The organism is Paraburkholderia sp. OAS925 (assembly GCF_040543975.1).
Taxonomy (GTDB): Bacteria; Pseudomonadota; Gammaproteobacteria; order Burkholderiales; family Burkholderiaceae; genus Paraburkholderia; species Paraburkholderia graminis.
In genome coordinates this window covers 1,389,513-1,409,900 of the sequence record NZ_JBEUNO010000002.1, presented here as the reverse complement: position 1 = coordinate 1,409,900, position 20,388 = coordinate 1,389,513, and the positions used below count along the sequence as shown (strand labels likewise).

General features: G+C 63.1%; 19 protein-coding genes and 1 pseudogene. 10 read left to right on the top strand and 10 right to left on the bottom strand.

What is annotated here, in order from left to right:
* Window positions 1-32: 32 nt before the first annotated feature.
* A complete protein-coding gene (locus tag ABIE53_RS25090) occupies window positions 33-848 on the bottom strand; it encodes a MetQ/NlpA family ABC transporter substrate-binding protein (protein ID WP_006049251.1) in 816 nt (271 codons plus the stop codon).
* Between the two features lie 303 nt (window positions 849-1,151).
* Between ABIE53_RS25090 and ABIE53_RS25085 the strand changes: the two genes are divergently transcribed.
* A complete protein-coding gene (locus tag ABIE53_RS25085; RefSeq protein ID WP_006049250.1) occupies window positions 1,152-2,315 on the top strand; it encodes a porin in 1,164 nt (387 codons plus the stop codon).
* Between the two features lie 116 nt (window positions 2,316-2,431).
* Here the strand turns inward: ABIE53_RS25085 and ABIE53_RS25080 are convergent, their stop codons facing one another.
* Window positions 2,432-3,220 (bottom strand): COG4705 family protein, encoded by a 789-nt coding sequence (locus ABIE53_RS25080; RefSeq protein ID WP_006049249.1) that lies wholly within the window; start codon window positions 3,218-3,220, stop codon window positions 2,432-2,434.
* Between the two features lie 109 nt (window positions 3,221-3,329).
* Window positions 3,330-3,944: a pyridoxamine 5'-phosphate oxidase family protein gene (locus ABIE53_RS25075; RefSeq protein ID WP_053859529.1), complete on the bottom strand. Its 615-nt coding sequence runs from the start codon at window positions 3,942-3,944 to the stop codon at window positions 3,330-3,332.
* A 200-nt stretch (window positions 3,945-4,144) separates the two neighbouring features.
* On the opposite strand from ABIE53_RS25075, the gene ABIE53_RS25070 reads away from it, so the two are divergent.
* Window positions 4,145-4,462 carry a DUF4148 domain-containing protein gene (locus ABIE53_RS25070; RefSeq protein WP_192699355.1) on the top strand — a complete coding sequence of 106 codons (318 nt, stop codon included), beginning with the start codon at window positions 4,145-4,147 and terminating at the stop codon, window positions 4,460-4,462.
* A 48-nt stretch (window positions 4,463-4,510) separates the two neighbouring features.
* Here ABIE53_RS25070 and ABIE53_RS25065 read toward each other — a convergent pair whose 3' ends face one another.
* Entirely contained in the window at window positions 4,511-5,419 is a 909-nt protein-coding gene (locus tag ABIE53_RS25065) for a LysR family transcriptional regulator (RefSeq protein ID WP_029966408.1), read from the bottom strand.
* Between the two features lie 117 nt (window positions 5,420-5,536).
* On the opposite strand from ABIE53_RS25065, the gene ABIE53_RS25060 reads away from it, so the two are divergent.
* The 7 genes from ABIE53_RS25060 to ABIE53_RS25030 all read left to right on the top strand — a co-directional run bounded on the left by ABIE53_RS25060 (window position 5,537) and on the right by ABIE53_RS25030 (window position 12,908).
* On the top strand, window positions 5,537-6,631 hold the full coding sequence (locus tag ABIE53_RS25060; protein WP_192699356.1) for a tartrate dehydrogenase: 1,095 nt from the start codon (window positions 5,537-5,539) through the stop codon (window positions 6,629-6,631).
* A 151-nt stretch (window positions 6,632-6,782) separates the two neighbouring features.
* Window positions 6,783-8,093: an MFS transporter gene (locus ABIE53_RS25055; RefSeq protein ID WP_006049244.1), complete on the top strand. Its 1,311-nt coding sequence runs from the start codon at window positions 6,783-6,785 to the stop codon at window positions 8,091-8,093.
* 95 nt (window positions 8,094-8,188) lie between these two features.
* The gene (locus ABIE53_RS25050; RefSeq protein WP_006049243.1) at window positions 8,189-8,722 is read left to right on the top strand and encodes a DUF4142 domain-containing protein; all 534 of its coding nucleotides are present in this window, start codon (window positions 8,189-8,191) and stop codon (window positions 8,720-8,722) included.
* On the top strand, window positions 8,715-9,074 hold the full coding sequence (locus ABIE53_RS25045; RefSeq protein ID WP_192699357.1) for a cupredoxin domain-containing protein: 360 nt from the start codon (window positions 8,715-8,717) through the stop codon (window positions 9,072-9,074). The genes ABIE53_RS25050 and ABIE53_RS25045 overlap by 8 nt, the downstream gene beginning before the upstream one ends.
* A 13-nt stretch (window positions 9,075-9,087) precedes the next feature.
* Complete coding sequence (locus ABIE53_RS25040; RefSeq protein WP_192699358.1) at window positions 9,088-9,816, top strand: RNA polymerase sigma factor; 729 nt, start codon at window positions 9,088-9,090, stop codon at window positions 9,814-9,816.
* Between the two features lie 256 nt (window positions 9,817-10,072).
* Window positions 10,073-11,083 (top strand): ABC transporter substrate-binding protein, encoded by a 1,011-nt coding sequence (locus ABIE53_RS25035; RefSeq protein ID WP_044021052.1) that lies wholly within the window; start codon window positions 10,073-10,075, stop codon window positions 11,081-11,083.
* A gap of 124 nt (window positions 11,084-11,207) precedes the next feature.
* Window positions 11,208-12,908 (top strand): GMC family oxidoreductase, encoded by a 1,701-nt coding sequence (locus tag ABIE53_RS25030; protein ID WP_192699359.1) that lies wholly within the window; start codon window positions 11,208-11,210, stop codon window positions 12,906-12,908.
* 18 nt (window positions 12,909-12,926) lie between these two features.
* Here the strand turns inward: ABIE53_RS25030 and ABIE53_RS25025 are convergent.
* The 6 genes and pseudogenes from ABIE53_RS25025 to ABIE53_RS25000 all read right to left on the bottom strand — a co-directional run bounded on the left by ABIE53_RS25025 (window position 12,927) and on the right by ABIE53_RS25000 (window position 19,306).
* Window positions 12,927-14,355 (bottom strand): annotated as a pseudogene (locus ABIE53_RS25025) (aldehyde dehydrogenase family protein).
* A 31-nt stretch (window positions 14,356-14,386) separates the two neighbouring features.
* Entirely contained in the window at window positions 14,387-15,181 is a 795-nt protein-coding gene (locus tag ABIE53_RS25020) for an ABC transporter permease (RefSeq protein ID WP_006049237.1), read from the bottom strand.
* A complete protein-coding gene (locus ABIE53_RS25015) occupies window positions 15,178-16,089 on the bottom strand; it encodes an ABC transporter permease (RefSeq protein ID WP_053859533.1) in 912 nt (303 codons plus the stop codon). Before ABIE53_RS25015 ends, ABIE53_RS25020 begins: the two co-directional genes overlap by 4 nt.
* On the bottom strand, window positions 16,086-17,444 hold the full coding sequence (locus ABIE53_RS25010) for an NAD(P)/FAD-dependent oxidoreductase (RefSeq protein WP_192699360.1): 1,359 nt from the start codon (window positions 17,442-17,444) through the stop codon (window positions 16,086-16,088). Before ABIE53_RS25010 ends, ABIE53_RS25015 begins: the two co-directional genes overlap by 4 nt.
* Before the next feature lie 4 nt (window positions 17,445-17,448).
* Window positions 17,449-18,159, bottom strand: coding sequence for an HAD-IA family hydrolase (locus ABIE53_RS25005; RefSeq protein ID WP_053859535.1), 711 nt, complete (start codon window positions 18,157-18,159; stop codon window positions 17,449-17,451).
* Window positions 18,160-18,232: 73 nt separating this feature from the next.
* Window positions 18,233-19,306 (bottom strand): ABC transporter ATP-binding protein, encoded by a 1,074-nt coding sequence (locus ABIE53_RS25000; protein ID WP_029966427.1) that lies wholly within the window; start codon window positions 19,304-19,306, stop codon window positions 18,233-18,235.
* Window positions 19,307-19,406: 100 nt separating this feature from the next.
* Between ABIE53_RS25000 and ABIE53_RS24995 the strand changes: the two genes are divergently transcribed.
* Window positions 19,407-20,378 (top strand): LysR family transcriptional regulator, encoded by a 972-nt coding sequence (locus ABIE53_RS24995; protein WP_029966428.1) that lies wholly within the window; start codon window positions 19,407-19,409, stop codon window positions 20,376-20,378.
* Window positions 20,379-20,388 lie beyond the last annotated feature (10 nt).

Below are 20,388 nucleotides of genomic sequence, written 5' to 3'. Positions count from 1 at the left end.
CGCCTTCGCTCCTGGCTTTCCGCTAGAGAAATTTAGAACGCGGGAATGATCGCGCCTTTGAACTGGGTGTCGATGTACTTGCGCACTTCATCGGACTCATACGCCGCGACCAGTTTCTTCACCCAGGGCTGGTTGCGATCCTGCTCGCGCACGGCAATCAGATTCGCGTAAGGGCCTTTCAGATCTTCGATTGCGATGGCGTCTTTAGTCGGCTGCAGGCCGGCCTTCACGGCATAGTCGGTATTGATCGACGCCGCGTCGAGATCGCCCAACGCGCGCGGCAATTGCGCGGCGTCCAGTTCCACCAGTTTGATCTTCTTCGGATTCTCGGCGACGTCGAGCGGCGTTGCATTCACGCCGTTCGTGCCGACGCCCGGCTTCAGTTTGATCACGCCATACTTTTGCAACAGCAGCAACGCGCGATTGCCATTGGACGGATCGTTCTGAATCCCGACCTTCGCACCTTCCGGCAGATCCTTCAGCGATTTGAGCTTGTTCGAATAGAAGCCCATGGGCGACACATACGTCAGCCCCACGTTGACGATCTTATAGCCGCGCTGCTTGATCTGGCTGTCGAGAAACGGCTGATGCTGAAAACCATTGGCGTCGAGATCGCCGGCATCCAATGCGGCATTCGGCTGCACGTAGTCGTTGAATTCGATCACTTTCACATTCAGCCCCTCGCGCGCCGCTACTTTCGTGACCACCGTCCAGATTTGCGCGTCAGGGCCGCTCATCGTGCCGACCTTGAGTTGCTTGCCGTCGGCGTGCGCAAACGTTGCCGTGAACGAAAGAGCCGCGGCGCTCGCCACAGCAAGCAGATTTTTGATGACGATGCGGCGTTGCATGCAGTTCCCCATAAGCGGTTTGATTGGTAGGCGCGCATCGTCGCATGCGACGGCGGCGGCCTGAAACCAATCGTTTTTCACACGCTTATATCGGCGAACTGGAAAATGCTTATGCCCGCGACGCGTTCCGCCATGCGTCGCTTAATGCTCGACTCTGTCGACTGTGGCGTATGCGCGACAAATTTCAAAATCAATGCACCTGTCACATACCTTACTCAGCGTTCCCTTAAATTTCGGGCCATCGCACGACCTTACCCAAGAAGCAGGGCGTCGCGATCGCTCAATTTTTAATCGGAGAACGTTTTGAACAAAAAACTATTGACCGCCGCTACCCTCGCCGTTTTCGCCAGCGCAGCACACGCACAAAGCAGCGTCACGCTGTATGGCGTGATCGATGCCGGCATCAGCTATGTGAACAACTCGAAGACCGCCACCGGTCACGACAATCTCTTCAAGTACGACGACGGCGTTGCTCAAGGCAGCCGTTGGGGCCTGCGCGGCACCGAAGATCTGGGCAACGGCCTGAAGGCGATCTTCGTGCTCGAAAACGGCTTTAACAGCGGCAACGGCACGCTCGGCCAGGGCGGCGCGATGTTCGGCCGTCAGGCGTATGTGGGCCTGTCGCAGAACAATGTCGGCTCGCTGACGTTCGGCCGCCAGTACTCGTTCTCGACCGATTACCTCGGCGGCAATTACTCAACCGGCGGACAAACCGTTGCAGGCAACTACGCGTATCACATCAACGACGTGGACCAGCTTACGTCGAGCCGTATCAACAACGCGGTCAAGTTCAGCAGCGCGAATTTCGCGGGCCTCACGTTCGGCGCGATGTATGGCTTCTCGAACCAGGCGGGCGCATTCGCAGGCGCGCCGGCAACCGGCACGGCCGCAGCGCCGGTCGCGGGTTCGTCGCGGGCTTACAGCTTCGGCGTGAACTACGCGAACGGTCCGTTCGGCATCGGTGCGGCTTACACGGACATCCGTTATCCGGGCCAGTCGACGCCGTCGTTCTCGACGACGATTGCCAACGTCGCGACCGGCAACGTCCGCGATCTGCGCACGTTCGGCGTGGGCGGCCGTTATTCGATCGGCGCAGCCACGCTGTGGGCGTTGTACACGAACACGCGCTTCGAGCCGATTTCGGGCGGCACGACGACGTTCGCCGCGTATGAGGCAGGCGCGAAGTACGCGTTCACGCCGGCATTGACGGCAGGCGCGGGCTACACGTACATGCACCTGAGCAACGCGAATCGCGGTCACTGGAATCAGGTCGATCTGAGCGTCGACTACGCGCTGAGCAAGCGTACCGACGTGTATGCGCTGGGTATCTATCAGATCGCGGCGGGCCGCAACGGCACGCAGGATCTGCAAGCGCAGATCGGTTCGAGCACGAGCTACTTCAACACGTCGGGCACGGGCGCGGACAACCAGTTGGCGTTCCGGGTGGGCGTTCGCCACAAGTTCTAAAGCGGATTTGTACCGTGCGACGGGTTGTTGCTTCGCCGGTGTGAATGTGAAGAAACGCCCCTGTTTTCAGGGGCGTTTCTGTTTGCGACGTGTTTTTCAGCGCACCGAGCGCTGCGTCACACAGCCGGCTCGCGTCTTGCCGAGCGCTGCGGCAACAACACGATACACGCGATGATAAACGCAAGCAGAATGCCGGAGGCGTATAAGCGGCTGATGTGCAATCCGCCTTCCGCAACCGGCTTGTCGAGCAGATCGCCGAGCGTCGCGCCGAGCGGACGCGTGAGGATGAACGCGGCCCAGAAGAGCGCCGTGTGCGATACGCGCGACCAGAAATACAAGGCGGCCACGACGAGCAAGCCCGCGCCGAAGATCATCGCGCCATATTCGTAGCCGACACCGAGACCGCCGCGATCCTCGCCCGCGACCCAGTCGCCGAGAGCCGTGCCGAGTGTCTGCGAGAACAGGATCGTGATCCAGTAGAACCATTCCGCTTTTGCAGTGACGATGCTCTGCACGGAGACGGTTCCTTCCGAGCGATACCAGATTGCGAGGCTCGCGGCCAGCAATGCAACGACCAGCGCAACACCGCCTGGATAGCCGATGCCGAGCGACCTGTCCGCGAAATCGGCCATCGTGGTGCCAAGCGTCGTAGTCGCGATGATGGTCGCCCAATAGAGGAACGGACGAAAGTTGCGCGCCTTGATTTGCGCTGAAACGAGCGCGATAAAGAACACCAGAAAAATCGCCGAACCGATCAGGTAGCCGAGCTTCAGCGACATGGACACCCAGTCGCCACCCGTTTCGCCGAGCGTGGTCGCCGCGACCTTGATGATCCAGAAACCCAAGGTCACTTGCGGTACTTTGCTGACAGCCTCTTCGGTAAAGCTGGCGGCGTCGTCTTTCATAACTTGCTCCTTCCTGAGTAGCCTGAACGACCCGCCAATTTAACCTTCGGAGGTTAACGCTTGCTTAAGCGTCGAATAGTGCGTTGCATACATGCCGCATCGGCGCGCTTCAATAAAGCCCCGCGATCACCTTCTCCGGCATTTCCTTGTCGTATTGCGCGCCGTCGAAAGTACCGCCGCTCAAACGCCTATGCATATCTCCCGCGCTCGGCAAACTTGCGCGGTCCACCTGCTTTGCCGGGTCCCAAAGACTCGAGCGCACCAGCGCTTTCGAGCAATGAAAATACGCCGCCTCGACGTGCACGATAATCACTGTGCGCGGCAGTTTCCCGCGAACCTCGAAGCGCGCGAGCAAGTCGGGATCGACTGAAATCTCGGCGCGCCCGTTCACCCGCAACGTTTCGCCGACGCCCGGCACGAGAAACAGCAACGACACGCGCGGGTCGGCCACAATGTTTCTTAGGCTGTCGATGCGGTTATTGCCCGGCCTGTCCGGCAACGCCAACGTGCGCTCGTCGAGTATCTGAACGAATCCGGCAGCGTCGCCTTTCGGCGAGCAGTCCGCTCCGCCCTCACCGACAGAAGACAACACCGCGAACGGAGAAGCGCGTACGAACGCCTGATAGTCGCTATTCAGGCAATCAAGTTCTTTCCACAATGCGCGCTCGTGCGGCGCGCCGTAAATCTGTTCGAGCTGCTCGACGCTTTTAACGGTATGTGTCATGGCGGACGCTCTGCAAGAGAACAATCGGTAGAAATCGGAACATGCAGTATAGGCATTCGGCGCATGTCGGGTAAATCGCTTGCTGCTGTTCCGAGGTCGCGGGAATAAGAAAGCCAGTTCGCCGGTTTAACGATGCAGAGCGCGTCATATCGAACGCAAGCCGCTTTCGGACGATCCGCTCGCACATCGAGGAGCAAGCCATGAAAGACAGCCATGCACATCGCGCAACAGCCCGCGCGCTATTCGCCATTATTTCCGCCACTGCGCTGGTGGCCACGTCGACATGGGCACGCGCGCAGGCATCGCCCGACGCCGGCCATCCTCTCACGCGCGCCGAAGTCATGCACGAACTCGAAGAACTCGAGGCCGCCGGCTACACGCCGTCGCTCGGCGACGACAGTCAGTATCCATCCGGCATTCAGGAAGCCGAAAGAAAAGTGGCCGCGATGCACGCGGCTCAAAAAAGCGCGCAGATGGATCAAGATCCGGCAATGCAAGCCATGCCGATGCAGAAATAACCACTCACGCTCGACTCATACGCTACGGGAAATTCAACAACCGACGCCTCATTCCCCCAACTCGCGCGCGATGAAATCCACGAACGCGCGAATGCGGTTCGACATCTGATGCCGCTGCGAATACACGGCGAAGATGTCGGCGTTCGGCGTGTCATAACCGGGCAGCACGACCACGAGCGAGCCATCGGCCAGATACTGCTTGATGTCCCACTCCGCGCGCATCAGAATGCCGTGCCCCTCGAGCGCCCACTTCACCGCGATCTCGCCGTCGTTCGTGGTCAGCGTGCCCTTGATGCGGACGGCTTCCGTCTTCAGCGACGCGCCCTTGCCCGAACTCAAGCGCCACACGCCATAGGCTTCGTCGCCTTGGCGAATGCCGATGCAGTTATGCCGCGTTAGATCATGCGGCGTCATCGGCATGCCGTGCGACGCGATATACGAGGGCGCCGCGCACAGCAGGCGCCGGTTCGCCGCGAGGCGCCGCGCAATCACGCGCGTATCGGGCGGCTCGCCAAAGCGGATGCAGACGTCGAACGTATCGTCGGTGAGCGGCGGCGGCGTGACCGACAACTGAAGCTGCACCGACACCTGCGGATACTTCGCGACAAAGTGGGAGATTGCGGGCGCGACGTGGCTGCGGCCAAACCCAAGCGTCGCATTGACACGCAACAGTCCCTTCGGGCTCTTCTTCGCGGAACCGAGCAACTCGGCGAGCTCGTCGATTTCGTCGAGAATCCTGCGCGCATGCTGCAAATACAGCTCGCCTTCGGGCGTGAGCATCATCCGGCGCGTGGTGCGGTTGACGAGCGCGACGCCCGCGCGGCTCTCCATCTGCGTGAGCCGCTTGCTGACGGCCGCCGCCGTCAAGCCCAGCTCTCGCGCCGCCGCGCTCAGGCTGCCCGACGCCGCGAGCGTCGAGAAAAAGCTCAGATCGGCTGGCTGAACGGTATCGCGCATCGCTTCCACTTGTGAATTGAAGTTAAAGATGCTTTGAGTTTAGCACCGGTTTTTTCGTGCAGATGTCGATAGAGTCACTGCAACCAACCCAATCAATCAATCATTCGGAGACGCAGCATGAAGACCTATCGCATCGCGACCATTCCCGGCGACGGCATCGGCAAGGAGGTCGTACCGGCCGGCGCCGAGGTGCTCGAAGCGCTCGCCAGAACCACGCAGTCGTTTGCATTCGAGTTCGAAAATTTCGACTGGGGCGGCGACTATCACCGCAAGCATGGCGTGATGATGCCGGCGGACGGACTCGATGCGATCCGCGACAAGGACGCGATTCTGTTCGGTTCCGCAGGCGACCCGGACATTCCCGATCACATCACGCTGTGGGGTCTGCGTCTGAAAATCTGCCAGGGCTTCGACCAGTACGCGAACGTTCGCCCCACGCGCATCCTGCCCGGCATCGACGCGCCGTTAAAGCGCTGCAAGCCCGAGGACCTCAACTGGGTGATCGTGCGCGAAAACTCGGAAGGCGAATACTCCGGCGTGGGCGGCCGCGTTCACCAGGGTCATCCGATCGAAGCCGCGACGGACGTGTCGATCATGACCCGCGCCGGCGTCGAGCGCATCATGCGCTTCGCGTTCCGCCTCGCGCAGTCGCGTCCGCGCAAGCTGCTGACCGTCATCACGAAGAGCAACGCGCAACGTCACGCGATGGTGATGTGGGACGAAATCGCGCTGCAGGTCTCGAAGGAATTCCCCGATGTGACGTGGGACAAGGAACTGGTCGACGCGTCGACCGCGCGCATGATCAATCGCCCGGCGAGCCTCGACACGATTGTCGCGACGAACCTGCACGCCGACATTCTCAGCGACCTGGCCGCCGCGCTTGCCGGCAGCCTGGGCATTGCGCCGACCGGCAACATCGACCCCGAACGGCGCTTTCCGTCGATGTTCGAACCGATCCACGGCTCCGCGTTCGACATCATGGGCAAGGGTCTCGCGAATCCGGTCGGCACCTTCTGGTCGGTCGTGATGCTGCTCGAACATCTCGGCGAATTCGACGCGGCAAAGCGCGTGATGCAGGCCGTGGAAGCCGTGACCGCGGACAAGTCGCTGCACACGGGCGACCTCGGCGGCACGGCGACGACCGCGCAGGTGACGGCTGCGGTGTGCGCTTTCATCGAACGAGCCGCAAGGCCGGCGGCGAACGCGGCATAAGCCGTGTCAGCCACATAAACCCCCATCGCGCGACAGTTCGCGCCTCACGACGCGCACCCACGGACAACAGCCGCATTCGACGGCTGCCGCGCGCCTCGCACCCTGCTGCCTTCGCAGCAGGGCACCGCTCAAGCCTCCAAAGGAGGAGACAATGACGACCGACCTCGAAAGCCGGGTGTCCCGCAAGCTGATGCTGCGGATCATCCCGTTCGTAATGCTGCTGTATTTCGTGAGTTTTCTCGACCGCGTCAACGTGGGCTTCGCCGCGCTGACGATGAACAAGGCCATTGGCCTGTCGCCGACCGCGTTCGGATTCGGCGGCGGTCTCTTCTTTATCGGCTACTTCCTGTTCGAAGTTCCGTCGAACCTGATTCTTCACAAGGTCGGCGCGCGCCGCTGGATTGCCCGCGTGATGGTCTCGTGGGGCATCGTCTCGCTGGCCTCCGCGTTCGTCGTCGGGCCGAACAGTTTCTATGCATTGCGCTTTCTGCTCGGCGTGGCGGAAGCGGGCTTCTTTCCCGGCATCATCCTGTATCTGAGCTTGTGGTTTCCGACCCGTCAGCGCGCCGTGGCCGCCGCGTGGTTCATGGCGGCCGCGCCGATTTCCACCGCGATCGGCTCGCCGATTTCCGGCGCGATCATGAAGCTGCCGCCGATCGCCGGTCTCGCCGACTGGCAAATGCTCTATATCCTCGAAGCGCTGCCCGCGGTCGTACTCGGCTTCTTCGTGCTGAAGTATCTGACCGACACGCCGTCGAAAGCGCACTGGCTTGCGCCCGAAGAGCGCGAATGGCTGATCGCGAAACTGAAGACGGAAGCCGACGCGCGGCAGTCGCACGCGGGCCACACGGCCGGCGCGTTGAGTGCGCTGCGCGATCCGCGCGTTCTCGCACTGGCGCTGATTTACTTCGGCACGTCCGCGGGCTTGTACACGCTCGGCCTGTGGGCGCCGCTCATCATCAGGCAATACGGCTTCGGCTCGTTCGAGACGGGTCTGCTCGCGGGCATACCGAGCATCGTCGCGGTGATCGCGATGATTCTGTGGGCGAGGCACTCGGATCGCACCGAAGAACGCACATGGCACGTCGTCATTCCGTGCGCGCTGGCCTGTCTCGGCTTCGTGTTCGCAGGCAACGCGGCGACCGCGCTGATGATCGTGCTGGCGCTCGTGGTCGTGAACGTCGGCATCAGCGCGGCCAAGGCGCCGTTGTGGGCGATGCCGAGCATGTTCCTGTCGGGCGCGGGCGCGGCCGCGGGCATCGCGATGATCAACTCCATCGGCAACCTCGGCGGCTTCGTCGGTCCATTCGCGATCGGCTGGCTCAAGAACGTGACGGGCGGCTATTCGGCGGGGCTGTATGTGGTCGGCGCGACGCTGGCCGTATCGGCGGTCGTCACGCTGATGCTCAGCCGGCAATCCAGGCAGACGCCGGTCGCAGCGGGCGAGCGGCACGGTCACTGAAGCAACGCGCGTCGCGCATCATCTGGGAACAGGATTCTCCGTCGTGACATCCAACGCCGTATGCAACGCAACGTTGGCTCAACGGGAGAATCCGCATGAAACTGATCCGTCCACAATGGTTAGGCGCGCTCGCGCTCGTGAGTCTCGCTAGCTGGGCGCAAAGCGCCGGGCCGAGCGATCCGCAGATCGCGGCTATCGTCGTCACCGCGAACCAGGTCGACATCGACGCGGGCAAACTCGCCGAGTCGCGCTCGAAGTCGGGCGACGTCAAGGCGTTCGCGAAGCAGATGGTCACCGACCACAGCGCCGTCAATCAATCGGCGAGCGACCTCGTGCACAAACTCAACGTCACGCCCGAGGACAACGCGACGAGCCAAAGCCTCAAGCAAGGCGGCGATGCAAACCTCGCGGCGCTCAAGAAACTGAATGGCGCAGCATTCGATCGCGCGTATATCGATCATGAAGTGACCTACCATGAGAATGTTCTCGACGCGCTCGATAAGACGCTGATTCCGTCTGCGAAGAACGATGAGCTGAAAGCGCTGCTCGTGAAGGTCCGGCCCGCTTTCGTCGCGCATCTCGAACATGCGAAGCATGTGCAGGCGTCGCTGGAGAAAAGCAGTGGTTAAGCGGCGGCATGCGTCGGGCAAGAGCACGCGTGCGTGCGCCGCGCTGGTCTGTGCGATGCTCTTGGCCAGCTTCAGCGCATTACCGGCGAGCGCCGCGGCGCCGACAAGCCATGTCGTCACGATCGAGAACATGCAATTCAATCCGCCGAGCTTGACCGTGAAGCGAGGAGACCGCATCGTATGGATCAACAAGGATCTCTTTCCTCATACGGTGACCGGCAACACGCATGCATTCGATTCGCGCAGCATTGCCGCCAACGCGTCATGGTCTTACGCGCCCGCGAAGGCCGGCAGTTATCCGTACGGCTGCACTTTTCATCCGACGATGCACGGCGCGCTAACCGTTCAATGAGAGCCCGCACGCGATGACCGAGACAGCGAAACTGCCGTCCATGTCTGCCGCCGACCACGCCGACAACGCCGACGACGATCTTGCGATCGTCCGGCGCATCGTCGCGGGCGATCGCTCAGCGTTCGAGGTGCTGATGCGCCGCCATAACCGGCGCCTGTACCGGCTCGCGCGCGCGACGCTGCGTGACGACGCCGAAGCCGAAGACGCGCTTCAGGACGCGTATCTCCGCGCCTACCGTTCGCTCAGCCAGTTTCGCGGCGACGCCGCTTTGTCGACGTGGCTCTCGCGGCTCGTGCTGAACGAATGCTATGGCCGGCTGCGCCGCCATGCCCGCCGCGAGAACGTCGTGCCGATAGTCAGTTCCAACACCGCCGACATCGATATTGAAGCCATGCATCCGTCCGACTCCGAGCCGCCCGACAGCGCAGTAGCGCGCGCGGAAATGCGCGCGCTGATCGAGCGCAAGCTCGACGAATTGCCGGCATCGTTCCGCACGGTGTTCATTCTGCGATCGGTCGAAGAACTCAGTGTCGAGGAAACCGCGCAATGCCTGGAGATTGCCGAAGCCACCGTGCGCAGCCGGCATTTCCGCGCAAAGAGTCTGTTGCGCGAGTCGCTCGCGCGAGAGATCGACGTCGCCGGAAGCGAACTGTTCGGATTCGCCGGTGCGCGCTGCGACCGCATCGTCGCGAACGTGATGTCGCGAATCGGCAAACGCGACGGGACGGATCGAAGCGATTGAAGCCGTCAAAGCACTGCGCGCAACGACGACAACCCAGGCTACAACAGTCTGACATAACATCATGTCATGGCCGCTCCAACAATTGCGGCGTTGCTCCGGTCAAATTGGCTCACTATATTTCCATTCAAGCCTGTGCTGTTTGCCGCTTCGGCTCCGAGCCGCAGCGGCACATAGCGCCGACCTGGATGATGTCTTTTCGCTTCAACCGTATCGAGGAGAAGTCGTGATCAGCATGCCAAGGTTGCGCCCGTTTGCCATGACTCTGCTGTTGAGCGCCGTGAGCATGGCGCCCGCTCTCGCCGCGGGAAAAATCACTTTCGTGTCGCAAGGCGGCACGTATCAGGAGGCTCAGACCAAAGCCATCCTCGACCCGGCGGCGAAGGAGCTGGGCATCACCATCAATCAGGACAGCATTCCCGATGCGTGGCCGCAGATCAAGGCGCAGGCCGCGACCGGCAAGCCGATCTGGGACGTGGTGGACACGCCGACCTCGAACTGTCTGCGAGGCGGACGCGAAGGGCTGCTGGAAAAGCTCGACTTCGCGAAGCTTCCGAACGCCGCGGCGATGCCGGAAAAGTACCGCACGCCCTACTCGGTCGCGTACGAGTTCTATTCGACCGTGATCGGCTACAACAAGAAGACGCTGAAGAAGACGCCGCAAAGCTGGGCCGACTTCTGGAACGTGAAAGCCTTCCCCGGCACGCGTGCCTTGCGTAACGATCCGCAAACGGTATTGGAAGCCGCGCTGCTCGCCGACGGCGTGTCGCGCGACAAGCTCTATCCGCTCGACGTCGATCGCGCCTTCAAGAAGTTGCAGCAGATCAAGCCCGACATCACGGTGTGGTGGACTTCCGGTGGCCAGTCCGCGCAATTGCTGCATGACGGCGAAGTCGACATGACGATGATCTGGAACGGCCGCGCAAGCGCCGTGCGCAAGGACAACCCCGACGTCGATTTCACTTTCAACGACGGCATTCTGCAAAACACGCAGCTATGCGTGCTGAAGAACGCGCCGAATCTGAACGACGCTATGCGCTTCCTGAACACCGCGGTCTCGCCCGAGTTGCAAGCGAATCTGCCGCTTTATATCGACTACGGTCCGGGCAATCCGGCTGCGTTCAAGACCGGCAAGATCGCGGCCAAGCGCGCAAGCGAGTTGCCGAGCTCGCCCGAGAATGCCGCGAAGCAGGCATTGATGTCCGAAGACTGGTGGGCATCCGATGCAGGCATTCAGGCGAAAGCGCGCTGGCTCAAGTTCATGCAATAACGGGCGGCGTTCGCACTGCCATTCACGCGCCCGCGGGACCACGGTTCATCGCGGGCGTTCTGTTTTCTGGTTTGCGTTGTGCCGCGCGCAGGGCGATGCGGCGCGCGGTCTTCATCCATCCAACGTGATCGACTATCTGATTCTTGGCGGCGGATCGGCCGGCTGCGTGCTTGCCGCGCGGCTCTCCGAAGATGCGAGCAACAACGTGTGTCTCGTCGAGGCGGGCCGCGACATCTCGCAAGCGACCATGCCCGCCGACATCCGCAGCCGCTATCCTGGCCGCGCGTATCTCGACACCGCGAACCTCTGGCGGCAACTGAAAGCGCGCATGAGCGCGCCCGCCGCGCTGCGCCGCTATGAACAGGCGCGGCTTCTCGGCGGCGGCTCGGCGATCAATGCGCTAATGGCCAATCGCGGCTCGCCCGCCGATTACGACGAATGGCAAACACTCGGCGCACAAGGCTGGAACTGGCAAGCGTGTCTGCCCTACTTCCGCAAGCTCGAAACCGATTGCGACTTCAACGGGCCGGACGATAGCGGCCTGCATGGCGCGCATGGCCCGCTGCGTATCCAGCGAACCGGACCGCAACGCATCTCCCCATTCGTAAAGGCCGTGCTCAATACGTTGAAGCACGACTATCCGCTGCACGCGGATCAGAATGGTCTCTGGCAAGACGGCACTTTCATCGGCTCGATTGCGGTGAGCGCCCAGGGCGAGCGCATTCCCACATCCGTTTGTTATCTCGACGACGCGGTGCGGGCGCGGCCCAACCTCACGATTCGCACGAACGAGATCGCAGAGCGCGTTCTGTTCGACGCAAAGCGTGCAATCGGCGCGCGCGTGATGCGGCCCGACGGCACGCACGATGACTTGCGGGCGCGCTGCGTGATCGTCTGCTCAGGGGCGATCCACTCGCCCGCGCTGCTGCTGAGAAGCGGCATTGGCCCCGCGAATGAACTTGCCGCGCTCGGCATCGACGTGCTCGCGGATCGCCAGGGCGTGGGCCGCAATCTGATGGAGCACCCGTCTATCGCGGTGTCCGCGTTTCTGCCTCGCGCGGCGCGCACGCCGTTTCCCGACGAGCATCACGAGCAGGCCATCGTGCGCTTTTCGTCGGGCCTGGCCGGCACGGTGCCGGGCGACATGCACGGCGCGATACTGTCGCGCTCGGGCTGGCATTCGGTCGGCTATCGTCTCGGCACGATGTTCTTCTGGGTCAACAAATCGTATTCGCGCGGACGTCTCACACTCAAATCCGCTAGCGCATTGGATGAACCCAACGTCGATTTTGCAATGCTCTCCGACGCGCGCGATCTCGAACGGCTAAAGCTCGCGCTGCGCTTCGGCGCAAAGACACTCGCCGCACCGGCGATGGCCGCGCATCGCGGCACGGTGTTTCCGTCGAGCTATTCGCCGCGCGTCGCGGCCGTCGCGGTGCCTGGCGCATGGAACGGGCTGCAGCGCGGTGCGCTCGCCGCGCTGCTGGACATCGCGGGGCCGTTGCGGGCAGCACTGGTGCGCCGCGTCATCACGCAAGGCGCGACAACACTCGACGAACTGCTCGCCGACGATGCCGCGCTCACGCAGTTCGTCACACGTTCGGTGGGCGGTACGTGGCACCCGTCGGGCACCTGCCGCATGGGCGCCGCCGACGACCCGCTCGCGGTCACCGATGCGCGCGGCGCCGTGTATGGCGTCGAAGGGCTGCATGTGTGCGATGCGTCGTTGATGCCGTCGATTCCATGCGCGAATACGAATGTGCCGACCATCATGATCGCGGAGCGCATTGCGGATCTGCTGCGTGGGCGTTCGAGCACGGCTTAATCGTGCCCTGATCGCAGCCTACTCGCCGTACCCAACAATACCCTTCACTTCGAGAAACGCTTCGAGTCCCCACTCGCCGTATTCGCGTCCGTTGCCTGACTGCTTGTAGCCGCCGAACGGCGAGCCCGCGTCCCAGGCCGGATAGTTCAGATACACGCTGCCCGCGCGCAAGCGCAATGCAACCCGCCTCGCGCGCGCCTGATCCGCGGATTGAACATACGCTGCGAGTCCAAACGGTGTGTCGTTGGCAATGGCGATCGCGTCTTCTTCGTCGCGATACGGCATGATCGCGAGCACCGGGCCGAAGATTTCTTCGCGCGCGATCGTCATCGACGGAGCGACGTTTGCGAATACCGTGGGCCGCACGTAATAGCCGCGCGTCAAACCGTCGGGACGTCCTGGCCCGCCCGCCGCGAGCAGCGCGCCTTCCTCGATGCCCATTTCGATCAGCCGTTGCACGCGTGCGTATTGCACGTCGCTAACGACCGGGCCCATCGTCGTTTCGTCGTCGTCCGCGGGACCGATGCGGTGCGCGGCCGCCGCGCGCTGTGCAATCGCGACCGCCTCGTCGTGCCGCGCTGCCGGCACCAGCATGCGCGTCGGCGCATTGCACGACTGCCCGCTGTTGCTGAAGCACGAGTTCACGCCCGACGTGACCGCGGCTTCCAGGTCCACGTCGTCGAGAAGAATGTTGGCCGACTTGCCGCCCAGTTCCTGATGCACGCGCTTGACGGTCGGCGCGGCCAGCTTTGCGATTTCCACGCCCGCGCGCGTCGATCCGGTGAACGACACCATGTCGACATCCGGATGACTGCATAGCGCGGCGCCGACAGTCGGGCCGTCGCCGTTCAACAGATTGAACACGCCTGGCGGCACGCCCGCCGCGTCGAGAATTTCAGCGAACAGCACAGCGTTCAGCGGAGACACCTCGCTCGGCTTGAGCACCATCGTGCAGCCGGCGGCAATCGCGGGCGCGACCTTTGCAGACAATCTGATTGATCGGCCAGTTCCACGGCGTAATCAGCGCGACCACGCCGACGGGCTCATGATTGACGAGCGTCGTGCCCTTCTTGCGCTGCCACGCGAAGCTCTCGCAGGTACGCAGCAGTTCTTCCAGATGACGCTTGCCGAGCGCGGCCTGCCACGCATGCGAGAGCTTTTTCGGCGCGCCGATCTCACGCGAGATCACAGCGGCCATCTCGTCGTAGCGCGCGATGTAGGCGTCGAGTATGCGGCGGATCAGCGCGATGCGTTCAGCCGGCTGCGTCAGCGAGAACGACGCGAACGCGCGTCTCGCCGCGGCGACCGCGCGCTCGACATCTTCGGCATTGCCCAGCGCGATCTCGGCGAACGCTTCTTCGGTGCAGGGATCGACCACGGCAAGGCGCGTGTTGCCGGACGGCGCAACCCATGCGCCGTCGATATAAAACTTCAGTGCATTCGACATCCGCTTCCCAGTCAGAGGAAATGAAAAGGCATCACGCCCGCGCGCCGGCCGAACGCCGGCTCACGACGACGATCATCACGAGACACAAGGTCAACGCAGTGAGCATGGTGCTGATCGCGGCGATGGTCGGATCGATCTCGTCGCGCAGCGTGACGAACATGCGGCGCGTGAGTGTCTGATTCGCGCCGCCCGATATGAAGAGCGCGACCACGGTTTCATCGAGCGCCTGAATGAACACGAACACCGCGCCGGAAATCACGCTCGCCTTGATCTGCGGCAGCGTCACCGTGAGAAAGCTGCGCAGCCGATTCATGCCGAGACTGCGCGCGACCATTTCCTGCGTGCGGTCGAACGTGCGCAAATCCGCGCCGACGGAAATCAGCACGTACGGCAGCCCGAGCATCGTATCCGCGACGATCAGTCCGCCGAGCGTATTCACGTAACCCGCCTGCGTGAACACGAAGAACACGCCCACCGCGACGATGATGATCGGCACCATCAGCGGCAACATCAGCAGCGTGCGCAGATAGCGCATCGACCAATGCGTGCCGTGCTGGATCGCGTAGGCCGCGGCAACGCCGAGCGGCGTCGCGACGAGCGCGGCGCAAACGGATGCCGTCAGCGTCACGCGAGCGGCGTCGATCCATGCGGGGTTGTCGAAGAACGCGTGATACCAGCGCAACGAGTACGCGGGCGGCGGGAACGTCATGAAGCGCGTGTCGGAGAACGATAGCGGCACGACGATCAGCACCGGCAGCATCAGGAACACGAGGATCAGCACGACGAACGCGCCGAGCACCACTCTGCCTAACGGAATCCTGTTCATTTCGCGCCCAGGGTCTTTTCAAGTGGAATCACGCGGCTCGCGGCATAGAAGATCGCGAACACGCAAACCAGCAGCACGACGCTGACCGCGCTCGCCGCTCCCCAACTGTTGTAGATCTCCACGTTGCGGCTCACCACCATCGACACCATGATCGACTTGCCGCCGCCCATCAGTTCGGGCGTGATGTAAAAACCGAGGCACAGCACGAAGACGAGCGTGACGCCCGCGACGACGCCGCTCATCGACAGCGGCAGAAACACGCGCCAGAAAACATGCAGCGGCGAGCCGCCGAGGCTCGCGCCGGCCTGCGAGAGGTTCGCTGGAATCTTCTGCATGGCCGAATAAAGCGGCAGCACCATGAACGGCAACAGAATATGCACCATCGCGAGGATCGTGCCGAACTGGTTGTAGGCGAGTTGTATCGGCCGATCCACGAGGCCCATTTCGAGCAGCGCCTTGTTGATGAGCCCGGTGCGCTGCAACAGCACGAGCCATGCGTACGTGCGCACGAGCACGCTGGTCCAGAACGGCAATATGACCATGCCGAGTATCAGCGCGCTCCATCGCGGCGACACGGAGGCCGCGAAATATGCAACGGGATAACCGAGCAGCAGCGTCACGCCGGTCACGATCGCGCTGAGCCTGAACGTGAGCAGGAACGTATCCAGATAGGTGCCGGTGAAGATGCGCCGATAGTTGACGAGCGTGAAGCCGCCGTCATGCCAGATGGACTGCCACGAGAGCCACGCGAGCGGCACCACCAGCAGCACGACGACGACGAAAAGCGCGGGCGCGAGCAACAGCAGCATCGCGCGGTCCTCGCGTTGCCGATGGCGCTCCGACGGGTCCATCGCGGTCGTCTGCATCAAGCTGGGTCCCTGAAAAATCCGTTTGGCTGTCGTCATCATGCACCCACGGCGTCAAGAAACTGATACCACGCGGCGACGACGCGAACGCCCGGCGCGCGCAGCGAATGAAACGGCACGGGCCGCAAGCCTTGCTGGCCGAGCAACGCGAGCTCAGGCGTTTCGCCGAGCGCGAGCGCCGCGGCATGCTGGCCGAGCAGGCTCGCCATCGCGACACCTGCTCCGTTATACCCGAGACAAAACGTCGTGACGTCGTCGCTTCGGCCAACATGCGGCAGCGAGTTGAAGGTCATGCCGACATAGCCCGACCATTGGTACTCGATCTGCACGTCCGCGAGATCGGGAAACAGCGCGACCATCGCTCGGCGCAGCGCGTCGAAACCGGTGGACTGCCCTTCCTTGCCGAACGCATCGCGTCCGCCGAACAGCATGCGGCCGTCAACCTTGCGAAACCACTTCATCATGCGACGCGTTTCCGTATAGCTGCGGCGCTGCACCATCAGGCGCGCGTCGAGTTCCGCGGGCAGACGCTCCGTTGCGATCATCGCGCTGCGAAACGGCACGAGCTCGCGTTGATAGGCGGCGGTCGCAGCCGTGAGGTCGGAATAGGCATTCGTCGCGACGATCACTTGCTTCGCGCGCACCGTGCCGTGAGGCGTGCGCAGCACGGCGCCGCCGGAGCCACCCACGCCGCGCTCTGCACGCGTCATCTCGACGATCGGCGTTGCTTCGTAAATCGGCACGCCGCGCGCGGTCAGTCCGCGCGCGATGCCGTACACGTATTCGAGCGGCAGGATCGTGCCGGCATCGGCGCTCAATACGCCGCCGACAAACTCCGCCGATCCCGTCTCGCGAGTTATTTCCGCGGCCGATTGCACGGTCATCGACGTATCGCCCAGTTGCGTGCGCACCCAGTCCGCTTCCGCGCGAATCGCTTCGAACGCTCGCTCGGTGTGCGCGCAACGCAGGCTGCCCGTATGCTCGAAACGCGCGCGCTCGAGCCTGAATTCGTCGACGAACGATTCGACCACGCGCACGCCTTCGTGCGCGAGCCGGTGCATGCGCTTGGCGGTATCGAGTCCATGCAGCTTGTCGATCTGCGGAAACGACAAGCGGAATTTCGACGACACCACGCCGCCATTGCGCCCACTCGCGCCCCAACCCACCGGGTTCGCATCGAACACCGCGCAGTCGACGCCGCGTTTTTGCAGCGCATACGCGGCGGCGAGGCCCGAGTAGCCCGCGCCGATCACGGCCACATCGACGATGAGATCGCGAGCGAGCGGCGCGCCCGTGCTGACGGGCGCCTGCTTTTCGGCAGTGCGCGCCGCCATCGCGCGCCATAACGAATCGGGCTGCGGGCGTTGCGAGGCGTTGTGAATCGCGGGCGCGAGCATGACTTTAAGCGGCGCGCGCTTCGGCTTCGACCGCGTCGGCGAGCGCGCCGAGCGTCGCGAATTTGAAGGTCGGCGTCGTGACGGCTTCCGGAACCGGCGTCGCGCCGAAACCCTTCATGCCCTGACGGCGCTCGATCCAGCAGGTCGCGTAACCGAGCTTCGTCGCGATGCCGATGTCGTGATACTGGCTCTGCGCGGTGTGCAGGATTTCATCGAACTTGAAGCCGAACGCGGCCTGACGTCCGCGGTTATAGGCGAAGAATTGCGGGTCCGGCTTCGCGACGCCGGTTTCGTCGCAGCACACGGTGTCGTCGAACGGATCGCCGAGCGTGTGCGCATACGCCGACAACGCGACGCGGTCCGCGTTCGTCATCGCAACGAGCCGGTAGTGTTTGCGCAGGCGCTTCAAGGCTTCCACCGAATCTTCGAACGCGGGCCATTCGAGCACGTCGCGCTGGAATGCGGCGGCGGATTGCGCGTCGTCGGGCAGGCCGAGTTCCTTCGCGAGATACAGATAGACGTTCGCCATCTCGTGACTGGAGCGCCCCGGATATTGCGCGCGTCCGCGCATATACGGTTCGAAGATCTGATCGTCGGTGAGGTCTTTCGCCGCCGCGCCGCCCAGGCGCCGCACGGACGCGAGCACGCCCTGTTCGAAGTTGATCAGCGTGCCGACGACATCGAACGTCAGGACCTTGAAATCGGTGAGCTTCATTGCATCATCCTTTGCGGGTTGTGAGGGTTGCGTGAATTGCGCAAGAGGTAAGCCCGGGCGGGCGCGAGAAGAATCAGGCGGGCACGACGATGGTGTCCTGCGGATCGAGCAACACCGTCATGGGCTCGCCCGGCGATGGAATGCGGCGTCGCGCGTCGTGATTGCCGGGTTGGCGCAAGCTGATCGAGGTGCCGTCGGCGAGCGCGGCGAACACGCGCAAACTCTCGCCCTGATACAGCACTTCGGTCACGCGGCACGACAGCCGGTTCGCGCCTTCGGCGGAACCGCCGTCGATCACGAGCTTTTCGGTTTGCACGGCGAGCAGCAGACGCTCGCCGCGCGGCAACGGATGCGCGGTCCGCAGCAGCGCGTCGCCGAGCCGCACGGCGTCGTCGCCGGCGCGGCTCACGTCGAGCAGCGTCGCCTCGCCGATGAAGCTCGCGACGAACGCATCGCAAGGCCGGTCGTACAGACGCTCCGGCGTATCGATCTGCACGAGCTTGCCGTTCTTCAGCACCGCGACGCGGTCGCTCATGGTGAGCGCCTCGCGCTGATCGTGCGTCACGTAGACGATCGTCGCGCCGAGCTTGCGGTGCAAACGCCGCAGCTCGATCTGCATGGTCTCGCGCAATTGCTTGTCGAGCGCGGAGAGCGGTTCGTCCATCAGGATGAGTTGCGGCTCGAACACCATCGCTCTGGCGAGCGCGACGCGCTGACGCTGGCCGCCCGAAAGCTGGCTAATGTTGCGCGCCTCGAAGCCGCTCAGTTCGACCATCGCGAGTGCGTCGGCCACTTTCTTCGCCCAGCCCGCTTTCGGCTCGCGGCGCGCGCGCAGCGGGAACGCCACGTTCTCGCCGACCGTCATGTGCGGAAACAGCGCGTAGTTCTGGAACACGATGCCGATATTGCGTTTATGCGGCGGCGCAAATGTAATGTCATTCTCGCCGACCCAGACCGCGCCCGAACTCGGCTGAACAAAGCCGCCGAGGATGCCGAGCAGCGTCGTCTTGCCCGAGCCCGACGGCCCCAGCAGCGACACGAACTCGCCGGGCGCGATGTCGAGCGAAACGTCGTCCAGCGCGACCACCGGACCATAGCGCTTGCCTGCCGACCGGATCGAGACTCCTGTTTTCGCTCGTGCGTCCATTGCGTTTTTTCTCGCTAAAGGGGCTGCGTTAGGGAAAATATAGGTGGCAAACTTTTTGGCGGCAATTCCCAAATTGTTGGATCGGGCATAACATGAAGTCATGCCGAATCTACGCAAAAAATTGCCGAGCGCGAATGCGCTGTTCGTCTTCGAAGCCGCCGCGCGCTGCGGCAACTTCACGCGCGCCGCGCAGGAACTCTATGTGAGCCAACCCGCCGTGAGCCGCATGCTCGCGCGCATGGAAGACCACATCGGAGTGCGCCTTTTCGAGCGCGTGCGCGGCGGCATCGAGTTGACGGAGAACGGGCGCATTCTCTATCGCAAGATCTCCGAAGGATTCAACGGCATAGAGAGCGCGATACGCGAGATCGAGGCGCGCGCCACGGGCGTCGAGTCGGTCACGCTGTCGGTGTCGACCGGCTTTACGACGCATTGGCTGATGCCGCGCATGAGTCGCCTGAACCAGGCGTTTCCGTCGATTGATCTGAGGTTTCAGCTCATTTCGGGGCGCATCGGCGGGCCGCTGGTCGACGTCGATCTCGGCATGCGCTTTCTGCACGCCGACGAAATCGACGACAACAGCGTGCTCGTCATGCCCGAAACGCTGATGCCCGTTTGCAACCCGCGCTACCAGGAAACGGCGCAAACGGAGGCGGGCCGCGAGCATGGCGATACGGTCATCGTGATGGACGACGAGGAGCGCGGCTGGCATCACCGCTTTGGCGCGTTCGAGCAGCATGGGCGGCGCGTTGCGGGCATGCTCAGCTTCAACGACTACGCGATCGTCGTGCAGGCCGCGCTGCTCGGCCAGGGCATCGCGCTTGGCTGGTTGAACGTGGTGTCGCACTGGCTATCGCAGCGCGCGCTGGTCCCCGCCGAGGAGCAGATCATCGTGACGAGTCGGCGCTGCTGCCTGGTGTCGCCGGCGAACCGGCCATTGCGGCCGATTGTTGCGGATGTCCGCGACTGGATCGTCGAGGAGATGCGTGCCGATTTGCGCACGTTGGAGAGTGCGTATCCGCAGTTGGGGTTGCGTGGGGCGTTGAAGGAGTGCGGCGTGACTATCGGCTGAGGGCCGCTCG